This window comes from Paenibacillus maysiensis (assembly GCF_000520815.1).
Lineage (GTDB): Bacteria > Bacillota > Bacilli > Paenibacillales > Paenibacillaceae > Paenibacillus > Paenibacillus maysiensis.
The window spans coordinates 1-24062 of the sequence record NZ_ASRY01000225.1 but is presented as its reverse complement, the minus strand read 5'-3'; the positions used below and the strand labels follow the sequence as shown (position 1 = coordinate 24062).

At 45.2% G+C, this 24062-nt stretch carries 23 protein-coding genes; 8 read left to right on the top strand and 15 right to left on the bottom strand.

Features of this window, described 5'->3' with window-relative positions; translation table 11 throughout:
* Positions 1 to 31: 31 nt before the first annotated feature.
* From ltrA to L696_RS0116655, 4 genes are all read right to left on the bottom strand, one after another.
* The gene (gene ltrA, locus L696_RS0116670) at positions 32 to 1423 is read right to left on the bottom strand and encodes a group II intron reverse transcriptase/maturase (protein ID WP_025684665.1); all 1392 of its coding nucleotides are present in this window, start codon (positions 1421 to 1423) and stop codon (positions 32 to 34) included.
* 465 nt (positions 1424 to 1888) lie between these two features.
* The gene (locus L696_RS0116665; RefSeq protein WP_025684664.1) at positions 1889 to 2620 is read right to left on the bottom strand and encodes a hypothetical protein; all 732 of its coding nucleotides are present in this window, start codon (positions 2618 to 2620) and stop codon (positions 1889 to 1891) included.
* 598 nt (positions 2621 to 3218) lie between these two features.
* Positions 3219 to 3398 carry an aspartyl-phosphate phosphatase Spo0E family protein gene (locus tag L696_RS0116660; RefSeq protein ID WP_025684663.1) on the bottom strand — a complete coding sequence of 60 codons (180 nt, stop codon included), beginning with the start codon at positions 3396 to 3398 and terminating at the stop codon, positions 3219 to 3221.
* Positions 3399 to 3627: 229 nt separating this feature from the next.
* Positions 3628 to 5010, bottom strand: a complete 1383-nt coding sequence (locus L696_RS0116655) for a helix-turn-helix domain-containing protein (RefSeq protein ID WP_025684662.1) — start codon at positions 5008 to 5010, stop codon at positions 3628 to 3630.
* Between the two features lie 134 nt (positions 5011 to 5144).
* Between L696_RS0116655 and L696_RS31515 the strand changes: the two genes are divergently transcribed.
* The 3 genes from L696_RS31515 (at position 5145) to serS (ending at position 7659) form a co-directional block, all read left to right on the top strand.
* Positions 5145 to 5576 carry an AbrB/MazE/SpoVT family DNA-binding domain-containing protein gene (locus tag L696_RS31515; protein ID WP_025684661.1) on the top strand — a complete coding sequence of 144 codons (432 nt, stop codon included), beginning with the start codon at positions 5145 to 5147 and terminating at the stop codon, positions 5574 to 5576.
* A 35-nt stretch (positions 5577 to 5611) separates the two neighbouring features.
* A complete protein-coding gene (locus L696_RS0116645; protein ID WP_025684660.1) occupies positions 5612 to 6061 on the top strand; it encodes an AbrB/MazE/SpoVT family DNA-binding domain-containing protein in 450 nt (149 codons plus the stop codon).
* A 296-nt stretch (positions 6062 to 6357) separates the two neighbouring features.
* On the top strand, positions 6358 to 7659 hold the full coding sequence (gene serS / locus L696_RS0116640) for a serine--tRNA ligase (RefSeq protein WP_025684659.1): 1302 nt from the start codon (positions 6358 to 6360) through the stop codon (positions 7657 to 7659).
* Between the two features lie 103 nt (positions 7660 to 7762).
* On the opposite strand, the gene hmpA is transcribed toward serS, so the two are convergent.
* Positions 7763 to 8992: an NO-inducible flavohemoprotein gene (gene hmpA, locus L696_RS0116635; protein ID WP_025684658.1), complete on the bottom strand. Its 1230-nt coding sequence runs from the start codon at positions 8990 to 8992 to the stop codon at positions 7763 to 7765.
* Between the two features lie 363 nt (positions 8993 to 9355).
* Here hmpA and L696_RS0116630 point away from each other — a divergent pair, with 363 nt between their 5' ends.
* Entirely contained in the window at positions 9356 to 10888 is a 1533-nt protein-coding gene (locus L696_RS0116630) for a family 43 glycosylhydrolase (RefSeq protein ID WP_025684657.1), read from the top strand.
* 96 nt (positions 10889 to 10984) lie between these two features.
* Here L696_RS0116630 and L696_RS0116625 read toward each other — a convergent pair whose 3' ends face one another.
* The 5 genes from L696_RS0116625 to L696_RS0116605 all read right to left on the bottom strand — a co-directional run bounded on the left by L696_RS0116625 (position 10985) and on the right by L696_RS0116605 (position 15437).
* Positions 10985 to 11695 (bottom strand): GntR family transcriptional regulator, encoded by a 711-nt coding sequence (locus tag L696_RS0116625; RefSeq protein WP_025684656.1) that lies wholly within the window; start codon positions 11693 to 11695, stop codon positions 10985 to 10987.
* A 200-nt stretch (positions 11696 to 11895) separates the two neighbouring features.
* Complete coding sequence (locus tag L696_RS28685) at positions 11896 to 13305, bottom strand: glycoside hydrolase family 1 protein (protein ID WP_049827422.1); 1410 nt, start codon at positions 13303 to 13305, stop codon at positions 11896 to 11898.
* A gap of 75 nt (positions 13306 to 13380) precedes the next feature.
* Entirely contained in the window at positions 13381 to 14709 is a 1329-nt protein-coding gene (celB, locus tag L696_RS0116615) for a PTS cellobiose transporter subunit IIC (protein ID WP_025684655.1), read from the bottom strand.
* Positions 14710 to 14794: 85 nt separating this feature from the next.
* Positions 14795 to 15127, bottom strand: coding sequence for a PTS sugar transporter subunit IIA (locus L696_RS0116610; RefSeq protein ID WP_025684654.1), 333 nt, complete (start codon positions 15125 to 15127; stop codon positions 14795 to 14797).
* The gene (locus L696_RS0116605) at positions 15120 to 15437 is read right to left on the bottom strand and encodes a PTS sugar transporter subunit IIB (protein ID WP_025684653.1); all 318 of its coding nucleotides are present in this window, start codon (positions 15435 to 15437) and stop codon (positions 15120 to 15122) included. The genes L696_RS0116610 and L696_RS0116605 overlap by 8 nt, the downstream gene beginning before the upstream one ends.
* A gap of 532 nt (positions 15438 to 15969) precedes the next feature.
* Here L696_RS0116605 and L696_RS0116600 point away from each other — a divergent pair.
* Entirely contained in the window at positions 15970 to 17343 is a 1374-nt protein-coding gene (locus L696_RS0116600) for a helix-turn-helix domain-containing protein (protein WP_025684652.1), read from the top strand.
* A gap of 713 nt (positions 17344 to 18056) precedes the next feature.
* Here L696_RS0116600 and L696_RS0116590 read toward each other — a convergent pair.
* Entirely contained in the window at positions 18057 to 18734 is a 678-nt protein-coding gene (locus L696_RS0116590; RefSeq protein ID WP_049827420.1) for a hypothetical protein, read from the bottom strand.
* A gap of 254 nt (positions 18735 to 18988) precedes the next feature.
* Here L696_RS0116590 and L696_RS0116585 point away from each other — a divergent pair, with 254 nt between their 5' ends.
* Positions 18989 to 19171 carry an aspartyl-phosphate phosphatase Spo0E family protein gene (locus L696_RS0116585; RefSeq protein WP_425339323.1) on the top strand — a complete coding sequence of 61 codons (183 nt, stop codon included), beginning with the start codon at positions 18989 to 18991 and terminating at the stop codon, positions 19169 to 19171.
* A 501-nt stretch (positions 19172 to 19672) separates the two neighbouring features.
* On the opposite strand, the gene L696_RS0116575 is transcribed toward L696_RS0116585, so the two are convergent.
* A complete protein-coding gene (locus L696_RS0116575) occupies positions 19673 to 20101 on the bottom strand; it encodes a pyridoxamine 5'-phosphate oxidase family protein (RefSeq protein ID WP_025684648.1) in 429 nt (142 codons plus the stop codon).
* A 100-nt stretch (positions 20102 to 20201) separates the two neighbouring features.
* Between L696_RS0116575 and L696_RS0116570 the strand changes: the two genes are divergently transcribed.
* Complete coding sequence (locus L696_RS0116570) at positions 20202 to 21152, top strand: helix-turn-helix transcriptional regulator (protein WP_025684647.1); 951 nt, start codon at positions 20202 to 20204, stop codon at positions 21150 to 21152.
* 18 nt (positions 21153 to 21170) lie between these two features.
* Here the strand turns inward: L696_RS0116570 and L696_RS28680 are convergent, their stop codons facing one another.
* Genes L696_RS28680 through L696_RS0116555 form a run of 3 tightly spaced genes read right to left on the bottom strand, consistent with a single transcriptional unit; the run spans position 21171 to position 23478 of the window.
* Positions 21171 to 21350, bottom strand: coding sequence for a hypothetical protein (locus L696_RS28680; protein ID WP_049827419.1), 180 nt, complete (start codon positions 21348 to 21350; stop codon positions 21171 to 21173).
* A 9-nt stretch (positions 21351 to 21359) separates the two neighbouring features.
* Complete coding sequence (locus L696_RS0116560) at positions 21360 to 21926, bottom strand: hypothetical protein (protein WP_025684646.1); 567 nt, start codon at positions 21924 to 21926, stop codon at positions 21360 to 21362.
* A 13-nt stretch (positions 21927 to 21939) separates the two neighbouring features.
* Positions 21940 to 23478, bottom strand: coding sequence for a DUF4153 domain-containing protein (locus L696_RS0116555; protein WP_025684645.1), 1539 nt, complete (start codon positions 23476 to 23478; stop codon positions 21940 to 21942).
* A gap of 146 nt (positions 23479 to 23624) precedes the next feature.
* Here L696_RS0116555 and L696_RS28675 point away from each other — a divergent pair.
* The coding region (locus L696_RS28675; RefSeq protein WP_209440979.1) for an SgrR family transcriptional regulator at positions 23625 to 24062 on the top strand (438 nt) is incomplete at its 3' end.

Here is a 24062-nt window from a genome sequence, read left to right as displayed (position 1 = left end):
ATGCGGGTCCGCATACGGCGGTTCCAAAAGGTTAACCAAGCTCCAGATCACGTGAAAGCAAACTTTTCAGCCCTTTCTCTTTCCAATAGGAAGTAGGAAGGGCATTATTGGTATTCCGGGACATTTCCCATGCGCCTCGCCTCGAGTTAGCCATCTTGAAACATGCCCACTCTGGAACCCCAAGTGCCCGGAGTTCACGGATTCGTGTGCGTACTCGTTTCCATTGCTTCCACAGGCACATTCGGAGTCGCCTCCGAATCCACTGGTCCAGTTTTTGGAGATGCGTCTTCACCGAGGCTAGACGGAAATAACCCAGCCAACCCAACAGATAGCGGTTCAATCGGCGAATCCGTTCTTCCATGGAAATGGACCATGTTCGATTTGTCAGCTCTCGAATCCTCTCTTTACATGCGTTGAGGCTCTTCGGTGCTATTCGAATCGTCGCCTGCTTCTGGCTCAGGAAACTGAACCCTAAGAACTTCCGGTGCCAGGGTCTGGCTACCGCGCTCTTTTCCCCATTCACTTTTAGCTTTAGCTTTCCTTCTACAAACCGACTTACCGATTCCATCACACGTTCGCCTGCTCGCTTACTCGCCACAAAGATATTGCAGTCGTCCGCATAGCGCACAAACCGCAGGCCACGTTCCGTCAATTCTTTATCCAAATCGTCCAGTAGAATGTTGGCCAATAGCGGACTAAGCGGGCCGCCTTGTGGTGTTCCTTCCCGGCTACGCTCCAGCTTTCCGTCCACCATGACTCCGGCGTTCAGATAGGCACGAATCAGCATCAACACTCTTTTGTCCGTCACTTTCCGCGCGACTCTTGCCATCAGCATATCGTGATTCACCTGGTCAAAGAATTTCTCCATATCCAAATCCACGACCCATCTGAGGCCACTTTGGATATATCTTTGGGCTTGCTTGACTGCATCATGTGCACTTTTCCCCGGGCGAAAGCCGTAGCTATACCCGGAGAATTGCGCGTCAAAGATCGGGTTCATGACTTGTAGAAGGGCTTGCTGGAGGAAACGATCCATCACGGTCGGGATGCCTAAAAGCCGTACACCGCCTCCGGGTTTGGGAATTTCCACCCGTTTGACTGGCGCAGGCCTGTACGTTCCCGTCAGAAGTTCAGTTTTCACCCTTGCCCAGTGCGTATTCAGGTAAACTTGTAGATTGGCTACCGTTACACCGTCCACACCAGGCGCTCCTCCGTTTTGCACCACTCGTTTGTATGCGAGCCTGAGGTTATCTCCTTCGAGCATTCGTTCCAGCAAGTTGTTCTGGTCTTCGCGAGAGGATGGGGCGACTTGTGCCGACGAAGAACTCGGCGCTCCAGCATACCCTGACGGCTTCACCGCTTCTCTTTGCTGGCAGCTCTCTTGCGAGATATTCGGCTGTCTTTGCTCTTCATGCGAACGCATCGATTTCCTCTCTCCTTTCGGTTCAGCCCTTCCGTAAGTTGTTGCAACAGCTTACGTACTATGGCTTCTGCTGACTCCTGTCCGTTCAGCGTAGCCTCTCGGCTACGGTTACAAGTTTTTTTTCCTTGCTTATCTGACAGGTCTCCCCAGATAAGAACGCCATCTTTCCGCCCGCGACCACTGGAGTATACCGCGTCAGTCCTTGGCGGCTTTGGATTTCGTCATGTTTAGGTGACTCATCCGACTGACACAGCCTCAAATCCAGTTCGTGTACCTTGGCCCGTGCTTTTGCCTCCAGCTTCCTTCAGATTCCACCTCACGGTGGACACCCTTGCCCTTGGCTAACGGTAGGCGCTCGCCAGCCCCCGTTCAGGACTTTCACCCTAGAGATGACGCCCATGCTGGGCGTACTAAAAAAAAAAGAAGAAGGCCTAAGCCTTCTTCTTTTACATTATGAATTAATTACTATAGCTTTGTTTCTACTACAGTGATTACACCTTGTACTTTACCACCCGCAAGTTTAACAGGGGTTTTGATGGTAACATTACGGATGCGCTCTAATACCGTATCCACATAATTATAACCAACTAGGTCCCCTGTAACCACTTTATAAAAAGGGGTAAATTGTAGTTTCGCTTGATATCCAGGCTTAACAGTTAGAGAACTAGTATAAGTATAGGTATCACTAGTCGACCAGCCACCTCCTAGCACTTGAGTTATTGCGTCAGACCATTTAACAGAAACGGTCATATTCGCACTCCACGTATAACTTTTTGACCAACCCACCATTTGCGTTATTGTGGTAGTTTTACTTGAATTTTTAATATAGTCAGTTACATCGCTTTTCATAGCTACTTGTAATTGGCTAGGATAATATAAGGACTGAATTAATTTACGCTTAGAAACAAAGTCAAGGCCAGTATCAGCCATTGGGCTAATCCTATTTCCGCTATCATAAACTTGAGCTGTGACTGTCTGTGGCTGTTCTTGAGAAAGGAGTTTTTGATACTCATTTAACGAGATTTCTTCCAAACCACTCTCTGTAGTTATGTAGGCTTTAACTACTTTGGGCTGTGAAGTAGCTGACTCACTAACAGCAATATTAGAATTAGTTACCTCAGCATTTGCAACAGATACAACCGGAACAGAAAATAGAGCTAATGATAGAGCAATCAACGCAAAACTTTTCTTTTTCATAGATTATTCCTCCAATAATATTATTTTATAGAAACTTCTTTTGCATAGAAACTCACAAAAAAAGCGACTAACAACGCTAATAAACATGTGAGTATGTAATCTTATGTAATCGAGCAAAAAGTAGAGTGAAGGAAATTGCATGTGAAACCACATTATAAATATATTGCATTGTTATTATATTTTTTTATCTATGGTAATTATTTCACATGATTTCTGTTTTTCTACGCAAATGTTCAATAATCCCCTATAAATGAATCCCCTCTCCTAGATAGCTAACCCTCCAAAGCTTTTAACAAGCTTGAATTGCCATTTCCTTTAGGTCAAAGGATAGATTTTATTGGTCATTGGTTGGTTTTTGAAATTAATATGTGCATTAAATCTTACCTTATCACCCCAAAATTTATTACATTTTATGACATGTTATTGTATTTTCCTTTTAAAAAAGCCATTATATAGAATGATTATACTAGTTAGATGAGAGGAGGAATAGTTTTGCATAAACGGCATCTGTTTTATTTACTTGAACGAAACCAGGCGTCATGCTAAGGCAAGAAAAACAATGTAGATGATATGGCTCTGAAAGCATGAGGATGTTTGGTTATATCGGTTGGGTCAGCTTCTTGGTCTGAAACATACGGTTGTACTGATTAATCAGTTCATCCAAAAACATAGACTGTTCAAGCACACAGGCATGTCCGAAACCATACTGTTTGTACAGATCATGCAATCGTTGCCGGGCATCTTCCAACTGTTGATTTAACGTTTCATCTGTATTCATAGCGCATTCCCTCCTAATGTATCTCATTTTAGGATGGAATGTGGAAATATGAATGGCTATTTTAGCAATCAAAAATCAGCAAAATATAGCAAAAAAAGACCAGCGGCTAGGCTGGTCAATGGTAAAGAATTTATGCTCGGATCAAGCTGAACCAATGTGTTCTTGCGGTTTGAATGTGCCAAGGGTAGGGTCTTTAGCCTGCACTGGTAGTACCAGTACCAGTTCAAAGCTAATTGCTGTCAAGAACAAAACCATCTTTTTGATCATTTTCTTTCCACATTTTTTGAAGTTTTTTTCCTGCTTCAAAGACAGCATTCACACTAAAACGATCAAATAATCGTGCACAATTTGAGATAATCAGTTGATTATTAATTGTAAGAGCTTTTTCCCAAGCGACTAAAAGGCACTCGAAACCATATGAATATCTTCCTTTATTAAGGCTATACTTGGCCATCTTGTACCAAAACCGTGCATACTGCTGTGGCAAAAATTGTTGCTTAATATCAGCAGGGGATGGCTCCTGATACGCTGCAATTTGGGGTTCAAAGCGCCGAAGGATATGATCCACATCAATATGATAACGATTAGCTGCTTCAATGACGTTTAAGAGTTCGTTGAAAATATATTTTTCGCCTGCCATATATTCTACATAATCCGGTAGGACACTCACATCTCCTGACATAAGCTTATTCACGTAAGTATTAATTTTCGCCCAGTGCTGAAATAGACCCAACCAATGGAGCGTGTCCGGGTCACTTTCCTTAACCCAGCTTAGATCAGCATAGCCTTGAAGATGTACTAATGCCTGCTCATGATCTCCCGTGGCATCACAGGCATTAGCACACATCAATTCGGCGTAAGCTATGTATACAAAAAACGGCCTGCTTAGCTTCTTTTGTGGTTCTTTTTCCTTGCGCTCAGCGTTATGAACCATGCCATAGTATATTCTCCCTAGCTGTCCCATCTGCTTTGCATACTTATATACCTTGTCCCACTGGCTCAATGCTCTATACACATTCGCTAAATCCTTCAGTGCATCCAGTTGGTCGGCTTCATGCAAACGATGGACAAACGATTCGAATTTGGCGGCGGCGTCCATATTGCGATTCTGATCCTTTCCGATCGCAAGGGTGAACAAGCGATATTGGCAGATCGCAAGTCGTTCCGAATGCTGCTGTTTTTCGCCCTCGGCGATATTCTCGTATAGGTAAGCCGCTGCTTCCCGATAATCTTGTTTATAACAATCTTCTGCTAATGCAAAGAGATAAGGAAGATAGCCCAGATTATCCAGCAGCACACTTACTACTTTTTGCAAACAGTCTACGCGCTGAAACTGCACACAGCGGTACAAGAACGGGCTAATTCTTTTCCAGTTCAGCGGTGCATCTATCACACTTTCTTCAATATATCTTTCATAGAAATGGTCAGTGGGTAAATTCATTCCTAACGTAATGCGATCCAATTGGTGCACCGAAATGGTACGATTACCCGTTATAATACCGCTCACCGTACCCGGATTCATGCCAGCAATGTGTCCAAACCCGGTCATGCTCAAGCCTGCTTGTTTGAGGTATCTTTCTAATTCTGCTCTAATCTTGGGTGTGATTTTCATAATAAACCACCCTTTCAGCGTGAACTTTAATATGATAGAAGTTTTGACTACTCCTGATAATACCACCTTTTGGAAGTACAATAAATACTTCTATTTTATTGCTTTTTATCTTGCTAATAGGAGGTTTTTTGGCAATGCCTCATGTAAAAATGACAAAAAAATTAGACCCTACAGGGCGCTTAGTCATTCCCAAGGAAATCCTATATACATGCGATATTTTTCACGGTCATTCTATTGAATTTTTTGCAGATGAAAAGACAGGTACGCTATTACTACAAAGATACTATGGGCAGTCTTGTCATTTTTGTCTCTCTACCGAAGAATTAAGTGGTTTCAAAGGCTTTCTCATATGTAAAAATTGCAACTATATGCTCAAGACCGTATCTATGCGTGTACAAGTCTTTCAACCCAAAGAGATCATGGCCCAACTTCTTTTAGATCTATATGAAAGCCATCCACATGCTACACAACAGCAATATGCTGGCATGTTGGGTATCTCAGAAGCTCGCATAAGCCAGCTCATACAACAAGTGTTCGATCAGGCAAGTGCCCAACTGGAGGAATGAGCTTTGCCAAGACAGATGAAGTAGGAGGGAGCAAGATGAAGAAGAATACAGGTATGACTCGATCTTTAGATTCATTAGGCCGAATCGTTATTCCTAAAGAAATGCGGATGTCTATGGCTATCGATGTTGGCGATCCTTTAGAATTTTATATGGATATCGAAACGGGTTTTGTGAGTATACGAAAGTATATCGGGGTCGCTTGTAACCTATGTAATGCTGACGAAGACCTGACCTATTTTAGGGATTCACTTTTATGTAAAAACTGTATACAAGAGCTAAAAGGAAATATAGGCGTTAGTCGCACTCCTGCTCGAACGGTTAAGAAACCTGCGTATAAAAGAAAGAGAGTCAACCAATCATCACAACGATTAGTCGAGCGTCTAAGAAAAATGGTACATGAACATCCCCATGCCAAGCAGGGCGAATATGCACAATGGCTTGGCGTATCACAAAGCCGTATATCGCAGCTTAAAAAGTTGTTGTAGCTTGATTAACCTGCCAAAAATCCGTATACTAACAAAAAAGAAAACGACATCACGCCCGTGAAGAGCATCCAACTCGGAGGTGTTTACGCCAAGGAACATACATGAGTGTACGATATGAACATGTATTCCTAAGTGAACCGGAACCGCCCGTTATAGCGGAGCAAAGTGGATTGGAGAGTCATGACATCTGTCATGCTGTCCGGTCAATTTGGGTGGCACCGCGAGATCAGAGCGCTCCTCGTCCCATGTGGATGAGGGCGCTTTTTGTATTTTTATCCGAAAAGGAGTGCGGTGTCATGTTGGATATCAAGTGGATCAGAGAACATCAAGAAGAGATTCAGACAGCAGCAAATGGAAAAGGAATACAGGTCTCGGTTGCAGAGCTGCTCACCCTGGATAACCGGAGAAAGCAGTTGCTTCAGGAAGTGGAGCAACTCCGTCATACGCGGAATCAATGTAGTCAGGATATTGGCGCACTGATTCATGCCGGAAAGAGCGATCAGGCGGAAGAAGCCAAGCGACGGGTCAAAGAAATTAACGGACAGTTAGACCGTCTGGAAGCACCGCAGCGGGAAGTGGAGGAGCAGTTTCAACAGCTCATGCTTATGGTTCCTAATATCGTTTCGCCAGATACACCACGGGGTAGATCGGATGAGGATAATGTAGAACTGGAGAGGGTCGGGTCGGTCCCGGATTTCGGATTTGAACCAAAGGATCATATGGCGCTCGGTGAGCTTCACAAGCTGATCGACGTCCCTCGAGGTGTCAAAACAGCGGGAACCCGGAACTACTACCTGACGGGAGCGGGGGTCGCGTTGCACCGGGCAGTACAGCAGCTTGCGGTGGACCTGCTGACCGAACGGGGATTCCAGTTGCTGGATGTTCCGCTGATGGTACGTGCGGAGGCGATGCGCAGCACTGGTTTTTTCCCGCTTGGGCTGGATCAGACGTATCGTATCGCAGGAGAGGATCAATGGCTCGTCGGTACTTCGGAGGTTCCGCTGGTCTCGTATTACAGCGGTGAGATCGTGGATGTTACGGACCCGATCCGACTGGCGGCCGTATCAGTGTGCTTCCGCAATGAGGTCGGCTCGGCCGGAAGAGATGTACATGGACTATATCGTGTTCACCAGTTTGCCAAGGTCGAGCAGGTGGTGATCTGTGAAGCCAGTCTGGACGCTTCGGAGCAGATGTTTCAGGAGATTACGCGCAATGCGGAAGACCTGCTTCAACTGCTGGAGCTGCCTTACCGCAAAATGGCCGTCTGTACAGGCGATATGGCGCAAAAAACTTACAAGCAGGTGGATATTGAGACATGGATGCCCAGCCGACAGGCTTACGGCGAAACGCACTCGTCGTCCCAGTTGCTTGATTTTCAGGCGCGTCGATCCAACATTCGGTACCGCAATGCGGACGGCGAACTGCGATATTGTTACACGCTCAATAACACAGCGGTCGCTTCGCCCCGGATTTTGATCCCGCTGCTGGAGCATCACCAGCAAGAAGACGGTTCGATCCGTATTCCAGAGGCTTTACGCCAGTATATGCCGCAGCAAGCATCGTTTCTGCGACCTCCCGGTCAGGACGGGACAGTCTGAGGATTAACAGCATTTATGTAACACGAGCAGCCAAATAAATATAATCCCCATACGTGATGATCAAAAAAGGCGAAGGAAGCTATCCTTCGCCTTTTTAAACACCTCACTGCGCTTCGGCTTCCCACGCACTGGCAGGGCCAAAAAATTCATAGTGGATATCCGAAGCAGGGATATTCCACTCCTTCAACAGGCCGTATACCGATTGCATGAATCCCTCAGGGCCGCAAAAGTAATACTGTGCGTCACGTTCCGGTATCACGGATTGCAACCAGGCCAGATCCAAACGGCCTTCCTTGTGAAAAGCCTGTGCCAGCCGATCCTGCTCCGTTGGTCTGCTGTAGCACCACCAAGCTGTGGCTTGTGCATGGGCCCCGACCCGCTTTTCCACCTCATCACGCAAAGCGTGGTTATCACCGTTGGCTGCTGCGTGGACAAAGGTGATGGGCCGATCCGGTGCAGATGCCGCCAAGGAAGCCAGCATACTGACCATCGGTGTTAACCCAACCCCGCCACTGATCAGCACGACAGGTCTGCGATCTGCCCGATCCAGTATGAAATCGCCAGCCGGTGCAGATACCTGTAGCACATCGCCTTCCTGCACTCGCTCATGTAGATACACAGATACTTTCCCCGCCGGACGCGACGCCATGGCATCCTCGCGCTTTACGGATATCCGGTAGTGAGGTTGACCCGGTGCATCCGAAAGGCTGTATTGACGGATGTGGGTATTAGGTTCACCCGGTATATGCGCCTGTAGACTAATGTATTGTCCCGGCTCAAATGCAGGCAGCACCTGTCCATCCTGCGGCACCAGATAAAAGGATGTAATTTGATCGCTTTCCTTGACCTTTTTCTGCACAACAAAGCTCTTAAAGTCTGACCAGCCTCCCTGCTGCTGTTCCGCCTCCTTGTACATTTCAGCTTCCACGTCTATAAATACATTAGCGATCACACCATAGGCCTCGGTCCATGCGGCGATGATCTCGTCTGTAGCCGCTTCACCCAGCACATCCTTGATCGCGGCAAGCAGATATTTTCCGACGATGGGATAATGCTCAGGCTGAATTCCCAAACTGCGATGCTTATGTGAAATCTGCCGCACCACCGGAAGGATTTCCTCCAGACGGTCAATGTACTGTGCAGCCGCATATACAGCATTGGCAAGCGCCCCCTGCTGACGTCCTTGCTTCTGGTTAGCGTGATTAAATATATTCAAAAGTTCAGGATGAGCCTCGAGCATCATTTGGTAAAAACGCTTGGTGATCGTAGTTCCATGCACCTCTAATACAGGCACAGTCGATTTGATCGTTGCAATGGTTTGCTCACTCAGCATCTTTGCATCCCTCTTCTCTCTAAAATAAGGTGAACAAAAGGCAAAAGGTGCTTCCATACATGCCGCCCTTTGTGCACCACCTAAGTACAGCCAAGTATACCGACGAGAAATCGTCGCCTGTGTGATTGCAGTCACTTTAAATTTGAAATAATTTGTGAACGTGTCAATGACAAAACGCACACCCGTAAACATTTCAGAATATAAGCAATGACCTTTCCGCAAGTAGATAAAAGGGAAACGTCTTTCTAAAAACTTCAATTTATTCCACTTGTAAACGCTTTCAATTAAGATAAAATCGAAGATGAGGTGCCGGACAAGCTGTTCTGGCCCATCCTATCCGCATTAAGGGAGGCATATGATATCGTGAAGTGGATCAACAACAGCAAATGGTTAGGCGCATGGATTTGTATCATACTCGCAGTGGCTGGTATAGGTCTTGAGCCTAATGCAGCACATGCCAGTGCGACAGGCGTGACTCAAGCAACCTATGGAGTCGAAGCGCTGAATGGTTTGGACGCCGCCAATGCAAAACTATCCTTGAGCGCAACAGCAAGCACAGCCATTACCAACGGAACGGATTGGAAGGATACCGCAGGTAACCCGATTCAGGCGAACAGCGGTAACATTTTAAAGGTAGGCTCTACCTATTATTGGTACGGCGAGCATGCCGAGAACTGGAAATTTGAAAAAGTGAACGTATATACCTCAACCGATCTGAAAAATTGGTCCTTCCGCAGCAGTATTCTCACCAAAGATTCCGCCCCTGAGCTGAATTCCAGCAAAATTGAGCGCCCCAAGGTCATTTATAACAAAGCAACCGGAAAATACGTGCTATGGGCGCATTATGAAAATGGCACCGATTATTCGCTGGGCCGCGTAGCTGTCGCTACCAGCGATACACCAGACGGAGCTTTTGCCTATCAAGGCAGCTTCCGCCCGCTGAATTATGAATCCCGCGATATGACCCTATTCACGGATACGGACGGCAGTGGCTACCTCGTTACTGCTTCCCGCAAAAATGGCGGCGCCAACGATACGATGGCGATCTTCAAGCTGACCGACGATTATATAGGAGTGCAATCGTTTGTTGGTTGGATTTTCGAGAATGGTTACCGCGAAGCCCCTGCTGTTGTCAAAAAGAACAACACCTACTATCTGTTTACCTCGCAGGCATCCGGCTGGTATCCGAATCAGGGTGCTTATGCAACCGCCAGCTCCATGACGGGAAGCTGGTCTGCGCTTTCACCCTTCGGTGACCCGGCGGCCTACGGCTCGCAGATTCACTCCATCGCCACCATTACAGGGAGCGCAGGCACCAGCTACATTTATATGGGCGACCGTTGGAATCCGCTCAATCTGAGCGACCACAAGTTCATATGGCTACCGCTGACCCTGAATGACTCCAATAAAACAGCAACGCTGAACTGGTACAGCAGTTGGGATCTGGATGCTACGACAGGCAACGTGATTTTGCCTTCTCTTGTGAATCACGCGCAAGGCAAAACAGCGACTGCTAACTCAGCCGCATCTGGCTCTCCCGCTTCGCTGGCGAATGACGGCAACGCCCAAACCTCATGGAAGACTGCATCTGCATCCTGGCCCGCTTGGTGGCAGGTTGATCTGGGCAGCACGAAGACGATCAGCGAAGTGGATATTTCCTGGTTTATGTACAAGGGTTCTGAGGCGTATTATAAATATAAAATCGAATACAGCACGGATGGAACTAGCTATTCCACGATTGACCGCACCAGTAATACTGCGTATGGGTTTACCAGTGACAAGGTTAACTTCCAGGCACGCTACGTGCGAATTAATCTTGTCACTGCGGTGTTGTTCAATAACCCGAACAACTGGTATACTCCGACGGTGCATGAAGTAAGATTGCTTGGTCATTAATTCGCTTCATTAAAAAGAACATGGCAGGAAAGCACCCACATAAGGAAGCTTCTACTGCCATGTTTGCTTTTTACCATCCGCTTCGTACACACTCGCTCAACGCATCCGATTCACCGTGGTAAACACAAATTTATCGTACCGATGTCGCGAGAATGAGTATTCAAATGGTATACCCGTATCCAGATAACCCACCTGCTCGATCTCCAGTATCGGATCGTCTGCCGCACAGTCCAAATGCTCCCGATCCAGTCTTGTTGACTTGGATGCCCGGATCGTACGATGTGAACCCACAATATTAAGGCCCAGCTCCTCCTTAATATGTTTGTACACCGAACCATAGAGCACCTGCTCGGTAATGCCGCTAATCAGCTTCGTGGGCATGTAAGTGCGCTCGATAACATAGGGCTCGCCCTCCACAACACGCAGACGGATGAGGTGATATACAGGAGAATTGGCATCAATAAATAGATGAGCCGCTACTTCCTCGGATGGAAATTGAACATCAAAAGCTACAATTTTATTTTTGATTTCTTTTCCGCGCAGGACGTTGGTTAACCCCAGCATTTCATTCACCACGACGTTAACAGGTCCATTGTGAACCGATTTGACGATAAAGGTCCCGTGTCCTCTTTTACGATTCAATAGTCCTTCCATCACCAGCGTATCCAATGCCCTCTTAATCGTCATCCGACTCACCTGAAACTCACTTGCCAGCGAGATTTCATCGGGAATCGGATCATCACCGCTATAGGTTTTATCCATAATCCGCTGTTTGACCTCTTGTGCAATTCGCTCGTATTTATTCATCAGTCTACCACCTGTACTAAAAATTGTTTTATGTCAGCATTTTACCAAAACATCGGTAGCGCTGGTTCTTTTTGTTCTGCAGGCGGGACGTTAAGGTATTAGGTATAAGTAAGTATACCGAACATTATACTTTCTCACCAGCGGCGTACAGCACAGCTCTCGACGGTGATGAAGAAAAAAAGGCGGTCCAGAGGACCACCTTAAAATCCGTTATTCTCGATCACCTGCTTAAACCAGTACCCACTTTGTTTAACGGATCGTTTACCTCCGTCCTGAAGATCGACTGATACAAAGCCATAGCGGTTTTTATAGGCGTTCGACCAGGACCAGTTGTCCATAAACGTCCACAGGTGATAGCCTTTCACATTAGAGCCCTCCGAGATGGCCCGTTGAACCCATTTTAGATGCTCACGGATAAAATCAATGCGATAATCATCGTGGATCATGCCCTGTGCATCCCTGAATTTTTCCTCACCTTGAACACCCATTCCATTTTCTGAAATGAAGCATTCGATGTTACCATAATTTTGTCTGACATTAGTCAAAATGTCGTATATTCCCTTCTCATAAATCTCCCAGCCCCGCATCTCATTCATCTTGCGACCAGGCATGACGTAATAATCGAAGAAACGTTCGGGCACAAAAGGCGCGTCCGGGTTCGGCAGACTTTCGCGGGCCTTGACTCTGCGTGGCTGATAATAGTTAATGCCCAGCAGGTCAACCTTACCCTGACGTATAATCTCCCGGTCCCCTTCTTCCGTTACTGGTAAAAAATCCTCTTGGCGTAACAGCTCCACGAGCAAAGGATTAAATTCTCCCGTCACAGATGGGTCTAAAAAGGAACGGTTAAAGAACGCATCGCATATTTCAGCAGCCTGCACGTCTGCCGGATGCTGACTACGCGGATAGGTTGGCGTCAGGTTTAAAATAATGCCGATTTTGCCCTTATAGCCTCCCTTTCTGTATGCCTGAATGACACTGGCGCTCGATAACAGGGTATGATATCCCACCTGTACAGCTTTACGGAAATCCACTTCATTCGGATAGTGGAAATCGTACAGATAGCCGCCTTCCACCGGGACAATTGGCTCGTTATGCGTAAACCATTTGGCTACACGATCCCCGAACAGCTCGAAGCAGGTATTGGCGTAATCCACATAAGCCTCGACCGTATCCCGATTCACCCAGCCTCCCTTTTCCTGCAAGGCCATCGGCAAGTCAAAGTGATACAAATTTACGAACGGCTCAATATCGGCCTGACGCAACTCTTCTATTACTGCATTGTAGAATTGAACGGCCTGCTCGTTCATTACACCCCTTCCCGCTGGAAACAGCCGCGACCAGGAGATGGAGAACCGGAACGAATTATGGCCCAGCTCCTTCATCAGTGCAATATCTTCTTTGTAGCGCGTATAAAAACGAGACGTATCGGCTGGGCCGACCCCGTCATAGAAACGGTTCGGCTCCTGCTCAAACCAATGATCCCAAATATTCGGCCCTTTGCCGTCTCCCTCCACAGTTCCTTCCGTCTGGGTAGCCGAAGCTGAGGAACCCCACCAGAAGTCGGACGGAAAACGGTATTGAATGGTTTGCTGCTCTATATCTTTCATTTCGGTATGATTCACAGCTCTCTACTCCTCTCTCTTTTGCAAAGAATAAGCCGCTAATCTAGTAGCTCATTCACATTACATTCCAATAGTTTGATCCTTACCCGCAATGGCTGCTTGGCTAAGCTGCTCTTCCTGCTCTTTACGCACATTTATCCGGTCAATAATTTTCAAGAACGGGAACCAGATGACAAAGACGACAGCCATATTAAATAGTTGCAGCACGCCACCCATTAGGGAGCCCGTAGCCATCATTCCACTAAAGAACAACGGCATCGTCCAAGGAACCTGTATCCCGTTTGGCGGCGGCACAATCCCGGTGGACATGGCAAAGTAAGTAATCAGCGTAACGATCATTGGAGAAATGACCCATGGGACAAAAATAAGCGGATTCATCACAATCGGCAAACCGAATATGACGGGCTCATTGACATTAAACAGACCCGGTCCAAGGGCCAGCTTACTGACCTGCTTCAATTGCTTGCTCTTAAGGAAGAACAGAATCGAGAGTACCACGGCCAGTGTCATCCCTGTACCACCGATACCTACTGTATAAATATCTACAAACTGCTTGGTGATGATATGTGGCAGTTCCAATCCTTTGGAGTACGCTTCATAGTTTTCAAGCGCCAGCGTATTCCAGATCGGGTCCATGACCGAGTTGATGATAATTTGACCATGAAGCCCAAAGAACCATAAGAGCTGAACAAAGAAAATAGCAATCAGTGTAGGTATAATGCCACTGCCCAAATGCACCAGCGGTGCCTGAACGGCATGATAAATCAAGTCGTGCAGATTATTGTGAAGCGTCAAAGCGACCACTACGTTGATGATTAAAAATATTCCCAGCGTAATACACGCAGGCAGCAATGCGGCAAACGACTTGGCAACTGCCGGGGGAACGCCCGGAGGCATTTTAATAATAATGTTCCGCTGCGTCACCTTTCGGTAAATCTCAGCCGCGATAAAAGCGACGATCATCCCGAGGAACATGCCCTTGGCCCCAATCCGGTCGACCGGAATAACACCCGCAATCGTAGCGCCACTCTCTTGAGTCAGCATGAACGGAGTCAGCATCAGGAAGCTGGCCAAAGCGATCATGCCGCCAAATATCGGCTCTACCTTATAACTTCGGGATAGATAATATCCGATCCCGACGACCACGAACATGGTCATGATATTCAGTGTTGCATTAGGCGCAATATTCAGCAGATTCTGAAAGGTCGTCAGATTGCCCTCGCCCATCCACCCTTTTAGAAACGGCAGATTAATAATAACGACGATAATAGAGCCGAAAACCGTTAATGGAAATGACAACATAAATGCATCACGCAATACAGTAAGATAGCGGTTGTTGTTCAGTTTACCGGCAATAGGTATTAAAATTTGGCTTAATTTTTCAAACAAAGCCTATTCCTCCCCGCGAAGTAACTTGCATCAGGTTTGTTGTGAAATTTTCATGTCCCTAATTTCACAAACTCTTGTGTATAGATTATAAATTTCTGGATTTGAAAAGCTCTAGCAGCTCTTGAACCAGATCCTTCATAGTGACCGTGGACATGAGATGGTCTTCCGCATGCATCAGAAGGAGCGACAAAGGAGTTGGGGTTCCTCCGGCTTCATTCTTCACCATTTGAAAATGGATATCATGCGCAGCCCGCAAATCCTGCTTCGCCTGCTTAATGAGATCGTCTGCACCTTCCGTGTTCTCATTCCGGTATTCGCTCAATGCTTGAATCACTTTACTGCGAGCGCTTCCACTATGAAGAATGAGTTGGAAACTAATTTGCTCTTCCGTCAGATCGGCTATATTGACTTTATCCATTTTTACGCTCCACCAGCTTCAAAGCCTGTTCATAGACTTTCTTGCCGTCGACCAATCCGTACGCCATCATGTCGATCACTTCTACATGGATACCGTATTGAGCAGCTTCCTTTTGCAGCTGTCCTTTAAGAAAACTCATTTGCGGTCCGATCAATACCGCGTCCGCCTTAGCCATTTCTTCTGCTGCCTGATCCTGACCTACTGCCCAAATTTCAGCCTCGTCCCCAATAGACTTGGCATAATCCTGCATTTTGGTAACCAGCAAACTTGTAGACATACCCGAGCTGCACGCCAGTAAAATATTTTTCATGATTGTTCCTTCCTCTCAAGGTCTAATTGGATGCTAACTACTAGAAACCGCTTACAGCGTAATTATAAATCCGTTTTTTTGATTTGTCTATACATTTAAATTATATGTATAGACTTTTTTTAAAATGACAATTCGTCCAACTTTATTTTCGTAAAATTAATACTGATGCAATTGTTTTTTAGACTGCTCCAGATGGGTAGCTTCATTTTACACATACCAAAGTATATAAACACCTGCTAATAAGTACGATGAGTGAAATTCTTTAAAGAAGTCACTCCATTATATGGGGTGGCTTCATGTTTATATTCTGACGTAAATTGCATAGTTAAGCCTCCCTTCATGCATTTCCTGTTCCGGCCCCCTAATTCACAAAAAAGTAATTAGTTGAAAAGTATATATAATAAATCCATAAGATGGTATAATATCTTCCAGAATAGCCTCACATTTTAGCATCGGATTGTCCCAAGAAATATCCTTATAGATCGGTATCTAACGTGCTATATAAAATGTTACGTTAAAGGGGTTGTTACATTTGGAACCTACAACCACGATACGCACAGAACTGGAAAACTTCATGAAACAGAATGGGTTAAACATTACCCAGTTTGGTCTGGTGGCAGGCATCAATCCAGGCACCGTAAGCGGGATCGTCACAGGCAACCGTGCACTCTCCGTTCACCAGTTAGATCGCATTACAACTACGTTGGGGCACCCCAAGGGGCATTTTTACGATAACTATATTGAGGAATTTCTGAGTGCAACAACCCCTAACATCCGTAGAGTCAGACCCCTTTTGTACAATTGCGCGGAGTTGGACATGTTGGATTGTATTGAACAGGTTGTCAATTTGCTTATGGAAAAGCTGGCATACGCCGATGCTCTGTTTATCATAGCTGAAGACTTCTTTAAACAAGGAAAATTTGCAGCGTCCATCATCCTGTATGAAAGCATAGCCGTAGGTGAGAAAAAGCAACACTCCGAACGACTAGCTCTTTGTCAGTACCGCATTTTTATGGCGAAGCAAGGGGATGATCAGGAAATAAATTATCAGGCTGCGATCCATTTTGAAGATTACGTTGAACGGCTTGATGATGCTGACCAACTCGACGCATTAAAAGATTTAGTGAATACATACCGATCATTACGGAAATGGGGAAAGGTGGACATATTCGCTAAAATTATGGGAGACAAGGCTGCAATTCAGTGCGAGATCAATCAGCAGGTTAAGCTAAAAAGACGGAAAAAGAAGAAAACTCCGGTCAATCCCTCGTTTGTGTATTGGGCCTACTCCTACTTACTTCGTGCAGGTGTCTGTGAAGCGCGGAAAGACTACAATCAGGCATTGGAGTATACGTACACTTACGCTGATTTAAGTTGGGTGAAGGAGACTGATGAACAGACCTTGCTTTGGAAGGAACGATTTACTGAATGGGCACAGGCTAATACTTACGTGAATAAGCTGTTGGCTGGAGATATAGGTGTCCTTCCAGACTATTTTGCTTACGTTACTTCCAAGAAAAATGAGGTTCTCACCGCATTGGTTAACATAATCGAAGCGGCTAACCAATATGATTTTAATGTAGATGATGTACTCAAGCAGTTTGAATTAGAGATCCAGTCTTTAATTAAACAACAAAAAAGTGTAGGCGTGTATACCCAACAATTTATGTCAGAGCGCTTCGCTCACTTTTTACAAGAATTAGCTAAATACTACTTACGTAGAGGTAAATATCAAGAGGGATTTAAATACTTAATTATTAGCTTGGAGATATCCTCTCCTACTAACAACAAGCCATGTATAATCAAATGCGTAAAATTGCTTGAGCGTTATAGAAAAAATGCATCTTCCGATATAATAATATCCTACCAAACTTTAATTAATGAGGTGCGTGATGATGAAGAATAAGTTAGGGCTACTCCTTTTGGTGACTATTCTTCTGTTAGTGGCAATAGTGATCATTCCAATACAGCATCCAGAAAAAGGATCTACTTACAAACCATTTGAACAACATGGTGGGGTTTGATGACTTCATTAAAACGATTTTTACCGTAAAATCAGCTCCTAGAGCTGGTTTTTTCTTTTAAGGATTTTAAGAATAAGAGAATAAGCGAAAAGGTAACAACCTTTGGGATCATCAACAAACAATAAAATAGAGCGCCTTCGAGGAGAATATCCCCAGTTTAGGCGCTCTAAATCATTTATTTTCCTCTTTTACTTAAGCTCATCTTTTGTTTTTATCGTTCTACCAGTAACTAATACATATTGTAGAGGGTCTTTTATAGTGAGAAATGAAATGCTTCGAGAAACCGAGCTTCCCTTTTCAATCTTTGGACGCTTTCTATCGGGAATATCTACGGAAGCTTGATCAGCATCCATGTTAAGGGTTTGATTAAAGACAAGTATTTCGTGTAAATCCTCCTTGCCTTCCTTAATGATTTACAAACACTAGCAGAGTACCTTACCACTGGGATATGCTTTTAGATTGAAAACAGTCTAATCCCTTATAATAAGGTTTAGACTGTTTTACAAAAAAACTTAAATCTATATTAGGAATTGGTATTCAGAGTTTGACCTCATCCGAATCGGGTTGCACCGGAAATTTATGAAAGATGCTCGTATTAAGAAGCCTCATACTTGGAAGTAAATCTTTTGCGATCTTTATCAATTTCGTTTTTATAGGCATCTTGATACTTTTTATACTCATCTGTTTTGGTTAGTTCATTAGCAATGCTCTCTTCACTAAGCGCCTGGATACTGTTTTTCGAAAAGAAATCTGTTTGTACTTCTATATTAGAATTTGGCCCTGATACTAACAACGAACCATCGGGCTGAGTCGCAGCAGTAAATACGTATGCCTTTCCTTTTTGTGGGAGAGAGTCATCTTCATATAAAAGATATGTGCTCTTATCTTCACTCAGTCCCCCAGATTTTTGAAGAGGAATGGAAACACCTTTCTTTAGATTACCTTTTATATTATCAAGCACTTTAATGGAATAATTCGTATAGGGACTTTTCAATTCTTTTGGCCCATCTTCCGTTTCTTTAGTTACAGGAAATTTATAATCGGTTCCAGTCATTTCTTCTACAAATCCTACAAATACATAGTCTGCAAAACCTACAACCTCTTTAGGGTTATCTACATTTATATCGAATGCAGCATGTAAATAACTGGTTGGAATCTCACCAGACTTCGTTATATTCTTGTCTACAGCATTATTTGAACAACCAGAAGCCAGCATTGCAATCATAGTGAAAAGGGACAAGAAAATAAAATTTTTCTTCATGTTCATTATCATTTGTTGTACCTCCTTAATTAGTATTTTTTATAAGCAAGATCGTATGAAGCTTTATCATTAGCGCTGAGCGTTGTTATAGACGTAACATACATATACATTACATCACTACTTGTAGCCACTTGTAGATATTAATTTTACCTTACAGCCAGCTCCTAGAGCTGGATTTTTCTTTTAGTAAAGTATCATCATGCACTTTCACTTTTCCCATATATACACATGACACCCTAAAATAAGTACCATCTAAGGAGGGATATATGATGGAAAGTGAGGAAACTTTGCAACAACGATTGGAGAAAAATCGACAGTGGCTCTATGATTTGCAGGCGAAATACGGACTAGGTCATATGGATGTACTCCGACAATCTATGGTTTTGGACGAGCTGATTAATCAATATAATCGGGTGTACTATGCAAAATTAAAAAAGCCGATCGCTTGACAGCAATCGACTGGGCGAGAAACTTGTGGTGGGTCACTCGCCCTTTTATTGTAACATACATGCCGAATCATCTGATTGCCAGCTTTATCGTTTATTTTTGAGTTCATTCATACAGAAGATACAGACCCAAGCATGCTTAAAGTATGTAAGATGCTGGAGTTCTCCACATAAAATACAGGCTTCCCCCACACACCGTCGCATAATTAAACCACTCTCCGTCATCCAAAATTCCATGGCTGTATGCTTGCCAATCCCAAGACGCCTCCTTATATCTACGGGGATGACAATCCGACCTAAGCTATCCAGGTCCCTGACCATTCCTACGCGATCCAAGAAAAAACCTCCTTATTTCAAAAATATCAGTAGATCAAAAATAAGCATACATGCCTGGAATGAGGAAATATTTATGGTGACATGGCGCAAACTGGAAAAAAGATGCGTTCAATCTGGAAAAATATAAAACGCCTTGCCGGAAAAGAAGCTCCCAGCAAAGCGCGTTAGTTACTCGAACCTGATCTGAACCGGTTGTTGATCGTATCCCAAAATGATCGTGGCTTCTTTCATTTGGATTTCAAAAACCTCCAGCGTCTCACGGATAGCCGATAGGATTTCATCATACCCCGGAACCTTCGCCAAAAATAGCTCCTTCACCTCGTCTATCGAATACTTACTTTTTTCAACAATAGCATGGTGGGAACGGACATGAGGGATACCTTCTGTCGGAATCGTTGTAAAGGCTACCTTGTTATTTTTTCCAAACTCGGCCACCTTCTGATTTCTCCGATCTGACGTGAAATAAATAACTCCCGGCCTGTTGGCGTCATAAGCAAAATTGACATTTCTAACGTTGGGAATGTTGTCGACCGATGTTGCCAAAGCGAGCCTGTTCGTCTCTTCTAAAATCTCGTAATACCCTTGCATGTTGCTCATATGATCAGCCTCCTAAATTGCTTTACGACATGATTCTATCACCGACCATTGACAGCTATATGGCAACAATTCAGAATGAAAATAAAAAGGCTGATGCTACATGAAAATTGACCGACTGATTTCTATTATTATGGTTCTGCTTGAACGTAAAAGAATGAGTGCAAAGTCTCTATCCGACATGTTTGAGGTTTCACTTAGAACCATTTATAGAGATATGGAGACCATCAACATGGCGGGTATACCTATCGTATCGGCTCCCGGCGTTAACGGTGGATTCTGTATCATGGACGAATATAAAGTGGATAAAAAGGTGTTCACACCTGCCGATATTACAGCACTTCTGATGGGGCTTGGAAGCATTTCACCCATGCTGACCCGTGAACAGATGCTAGGTACACTTGCCAAAGTCAAAAGCCTCATGCCAACAGAGCAGGCTCGCGAAATAGAACTGAAATCAAGTCAAATTATGATCGACCTCAAGCCTTGGATGGGCAACGCAAACTTGCAGATGTTTTTAGAAATGATTAAAACTGCTTTTCAAAAACATTCCCTGCTATCCTTCCAATATTCCGACCGAAAAGGCCAAATGAGTACCCGCAAGATTGAACCGTACAAGCTCGCGTTAAAGGAGAATCATTGGTACGTTCAAGGTTTTTGCCTTCATAAGCAGGACTTCCGTTTATTCAAATTATCCCGAATGTCCCATCTGGAAGTTCTGGATAAGACCTTTACACGCAGGGAATTACCTGAATCGGTCTCCGAATTTACCAGTATCATGTCTCAAAGACAGAGACCCATCCAATTACTGATTCACGAAACGCTCAGAGATCGGATGCTGGATTATTGTAGCAGCGAACATATAACGCCATATGGAGATCACCACTTCATTGTTCATTTTCCATTTATCGCTGATGATTTCGGCTATCATCTTCTACTCAGCTTCGGTGACCAATGTGAATATCTGGAGCCACCGGACATAAGAGCAGAAATGATCCGTAGAATTGAGAGAATGTCCCAACGATATAAGCAAAGGAAAGCAATAGTTCAATAGTTCTCTTGTTCAACATCATCACTTGTCTGCATCATTCACTAACGTATCATCAAATAAATGAAGGCTTTCTTTACTGATTATGGTTGGAACGATAAGCTCAGGAGTAGCCTGTCTAGCTTGTGTAAAATAGTCCGCAACTCCCACCATCAGAGCGATGCTGATGAACAGGATGATCCAATTACGATTCTTTTTAATCATGGTTATCCCTCAATCCTCACTTCGCCCGTTCAGCCATTTAAACCAATGCAACAGATGGCTGAATCGGTATTCATGCTGCGAAGCGTAGGTCCACACCTCTGGCTCTTCACCGGGTTCCTTCCAAACCAGCATGGAAAAGTGGCCTTCCTCCTCATTGGCGACAGACAGGAGCGAAAGGCGATCATCCCCAAATCGGTATGGGGCCGATTCCACCCAATAATTCCGCATATCGCTGATCCAACCGCGAAACCGCTCTGTACCTGCGATCCGTAGCACGTCATCCGGCAAGAGCATATGCTCCCCCATGTCCTTCCAGTACCCGGCATAACGGTAGCGTGCTTCCAGCATCGGACTGAGCGGCCGGGCTTTGCCGGGAGCCAGTGTGGGCATACATGTGACGGGAATGACCGGACCGATGCTCTGGATAGCATAAGAGCGGGCCTCCTCCTCACTCAAGCCAAGGTACATAGCCTCCGCGAGAAAAGCGTTCCGTCTTCCAACAAACTGATGCTGATACTGTGACATTTCATTTTGCAACTCCAACACCATACCCTGCACTGCATCTGTTCCGATCATTCCCAAGCACCTCTCATTCCAAAATATAGTCGTGCAGCTTGCGCTGTGCCCGATATTCTGCCCAATTGAACGCAGGCCATGCCGTTTCTTCCCTCGTCATGCTCGTCAGGCGAGCTTGTAAAAACTCATCCATCGCTCCGTGTTCCTTACGGCTAAATTCAATCAGCAGCGGAATAGCATCCGCCGATAGCTCACTCAAATATTCCTTATCGATCACCGAGGTAGTGCGATACCGTTCGAGATTATTTTCAGCAATCCGTACATCAATGCCCACATAATTCACGACGACATAGGCCACCAGAGCGAGTACAACATAATATTTCGCCAGCGGAAGCTGACGGACATGAATGCGCACTGCTGCAATGAGCAGCAGCAAGCCCAGAAAAATCATAAACGCGTGCACCAGATAACGGGTGTACGTATATCCGTAGGCCTCTTCGTACATGACCAGCCGGGTATAGCCCGAATACAGCATCACACCCGAGCAGCCCACGAGTACATACAGCAGGCCGTTGTTCATTTTTTGCAATAGATTTGAGCCGAATTCGGTCCACTTCAACACACTGATCATCAGGACAAAGTTGATGCCTGTCACCATAACCAGCTCCCCGAATCCCCTTCTCGCATATTCTGCATATGAGGTTCCTTCGGGCAGAGCGCCTTCCCATGCACCAAACAGATATCCGAACTGCAACACGACGAACACAACATACACCAGATTCATAACGATCAGCACCGTAGCGGTAATCACAGGATCGAACTTGATCGCGACCGGCTCATGGTAAGGTACTTGACCATTCGTGTGCTCGTCTAACCCATGCCATGACTGAACTTCTCTCTCCGTATTACGCGGAGCAGGCTGTACAAATCCCCACAAATAGCAGAAAAAACAGAAGGTAAAAAAACAGGTCCAGATTAGCCGCAGCATTCCGCTACCAAATGACAGCGTGCCGATCCATGAAGGTATCCCCGATAACAGTTCCTCGAACATCCCATCCGCTGATGCCAGCAGAGATATAATGATGAACAGCAGCGGCAGGGCGATCAGCAAACCGACCATCACTTTCACCAATACACGCTTGCGCTCATCCTTTACATTCCGGAGGGCTGCTATCTTGAACATCCGAAACGGAGTCACAATATGCCGCAGATTTTGATAAAACAAATGGCTTAACGCCTGACCAATGATACCGGGTTCCGACCAGCTATGCCTCTTCTCCCCGAGCAGCATCACCATATGTACACTAATCAGAGCAGGTATAGCCAGCGCATTTAACACATATAGAACCGGATTATCAAACAGCGCATATGTCAGTGACAGCAGCACAATCACGGCAAACAGCAATCGCCCCATCCACAAGTCAAGCCGGATACGATCCCGGTTATAGACATACATATAGGTGTAGAACAAAATGACGAAAATCGGCAGAGACACGCCCAGCGCATGCCCGTAAAACAGATATTGATGAACCAGTGCCAACACAATCGCGGCAGCAAAGGCGGACAGAAACGACGGTTTCGGCAAAGACGTTCCACTCAACTTGTCATGCATGGTAAATACCTCCACAACTATGCTTTATAACCCTTATTGTAGATGATAAAATAAGAAGATAAAGAGAAATTAATCGACGTAAAATTTCCTATTTTATATATACGACTGCACTTTAATCATCCACAGGGGAAACGGAGCAACCATTTATGAAACTTCATGCCCAATTTTTACGGCTTCACTCGCACACCGCTGACGACAGGGACGAGAACCATACAATAGAGACTACGCTGGATGAGCTGGCGGCTATTTTTGACTGCACCCACCGCAATGCCTTAATGATTATTCAGAAAATGGAGCAGCATGACTGGATACAGTGGACTCCCCGCCGAGGCAGGGGCCGCCGCTCCAGCCTGCGATTCCTGATTCAACCGGAGGACATTGCGGTGCAGTCCATGATGCAGGCCATCGACCGCCACGACATCAAACGCGCGCTGGATGAAATCCGGACCCATTCGCGTTCATCCACGATGCAGGAGCATCTGCAAGGCTGGCTGCTGAACTACTTCGGGCATCATGCAGAGGTTCGCGGCGATCAGCAGCAGATTGATACGTTGCGTCTGCCCATTCGCCAGCAGTTGTATACA

What these genes read in the sequence shown, in the direction of transcription:
- ltrA (WP_025684665.1), bottom strand. Translation starts at nt 1,423, where the DNA reads ATGCGTTCGCATGAAGAGCAAAGACAGCCGAATATCTCGCAAGAGAGC.
- L696_RS0116665 (WP_025684664.1), bottom strand. Translation starts at nt 2,620, where the DNA reads ATGAAAAAGAAAAGTTTTGCGTTGATTGCTCTATCATTAGCTCTATTT.
- L696_RS0116660 (WP_025684663.1), bottom strand. Translation starts at nt 3,398, where the DNA reads ATGAATACAGATGAAACGTTAAATCAACAGTTGGAAGATGCCCGGCAA.
- L696_RS0116655 (WP_025684662.1), bottom strand. Translation starts at nt 5,010, where the DNA reads ATGAAAATCACACCCAAGATTAGAGCAGAATTAGAAAGATACCTCAAA.
- L696_RS31515 (WP_025684661.1), top strand. Translation starts at nt 5,145, where the DNA reads ATGCCTCATGTAAAAATGACAAAAAAATTAGACCCTACAGGGCGCTTA.
- L696_RS0116645 (WP_025684660.1), top strand. Translation starts at nt 5,612, where the DNA reads ATGAAGAAGAATACAGGTATGACTCGATCTTTAGATTCATTAGGCCGA.
- serS (WP_025684659.1), top strand. Translation starts at nt 6,358, where the DNA reads ATGTTGGATATCAAGTGGATCAGAGAACATCAAGAAGAGATTCAGACA.
- hmpA (WP_025684658.1), bottom strand. Translation starts at nt 8,992, where the DNA reads ATGCTGAGTGAGCAAACCATTGCAACGATCAAATCGACTGTGCCTGTA.
- L696_RS0116625 (WP_025684656.1), bottom strand. Translation starts at nt 11,695, where the DNA reads ATGAATAAATACGAGCGAATTGCACAAGAGGTCAAACAGCGGATTATG.
- L696_RS28685 (WP_049827422.1), bottom strand. Translation starts at nt 13,305, where the DNA reads ATGAAAGATATAGAGCAGCAAACCATTCAATACCGTTTTCCGTCCGAC.
- L696_RS0116610 (WP_025684654.1), bottom strand. Translation starts at nt 15,127, where the DNA reads ATGGATAAAGTCAATATAGCCGATCTGACGGAAGAGCAAATTAGTTTC.
- L696_RS0116605 (WP_025684653.1), bottom strand. Translation starts at nt 15,437, where the DNA reads ATGAAAAATATTTTACTGGCGTGCAGCTCGGGTATGTCTACAAGTTTG.
- L696_RS0116590 (WP_049827420.1), bottom strand. Translation starts at nt 18,734, where the DNA reads ATGATAATGAACATGAAGAAAAATTTTATTTTCTTGTCCCTTTTCACT.
- L696_RS0116585 (WP_425339323.1), top strand. Translation starts at nt 18,989, where the DNA reads ATGATGGAAAGTGAGGAAACTTTGCAACAACGATTGGAGAAAAATCGA.
- L696_RS0116575 (WP_025684648.1), bottom strand. Translation starts at nt 20,101, where the DNA reads ATGAGCAACATGCAAGGGTATTACGAGATTTTAGAAGAGACGAACAGG.
- L696_RS0116570 (WP_025684647.1), top strand. Translation starts at nt 20,202, where the DNA reads ATGAAAATTGACCGACTGATTTCTATTATTATGGTTCTGCTTGAACGT.
- L696_RS28680 (WP_049827419.1), bottom strand. Translation starts at nt 21,350, where the DNA reads ATGATTAAAAAGAATCGTAATTGGATCATCCTGTTCATCAGCATCGCT.
- L696_RS0116560 (WP_025684646.1), bottom strand. Translation starts at nt 21,926, where the DNA reads ATGATCGGAACAGATGCAGTGCAGGGTATGGTGTTGGAGTTGCAAAAT.
- L696_RS0116555 (WP_025684645.1), bottom strand. Translation starts at nt 23,478, where the DNA reads ATGCATGACAAGTTGAGTGGAACGTCTTTGCCGAAACCGTCGTTTCTG.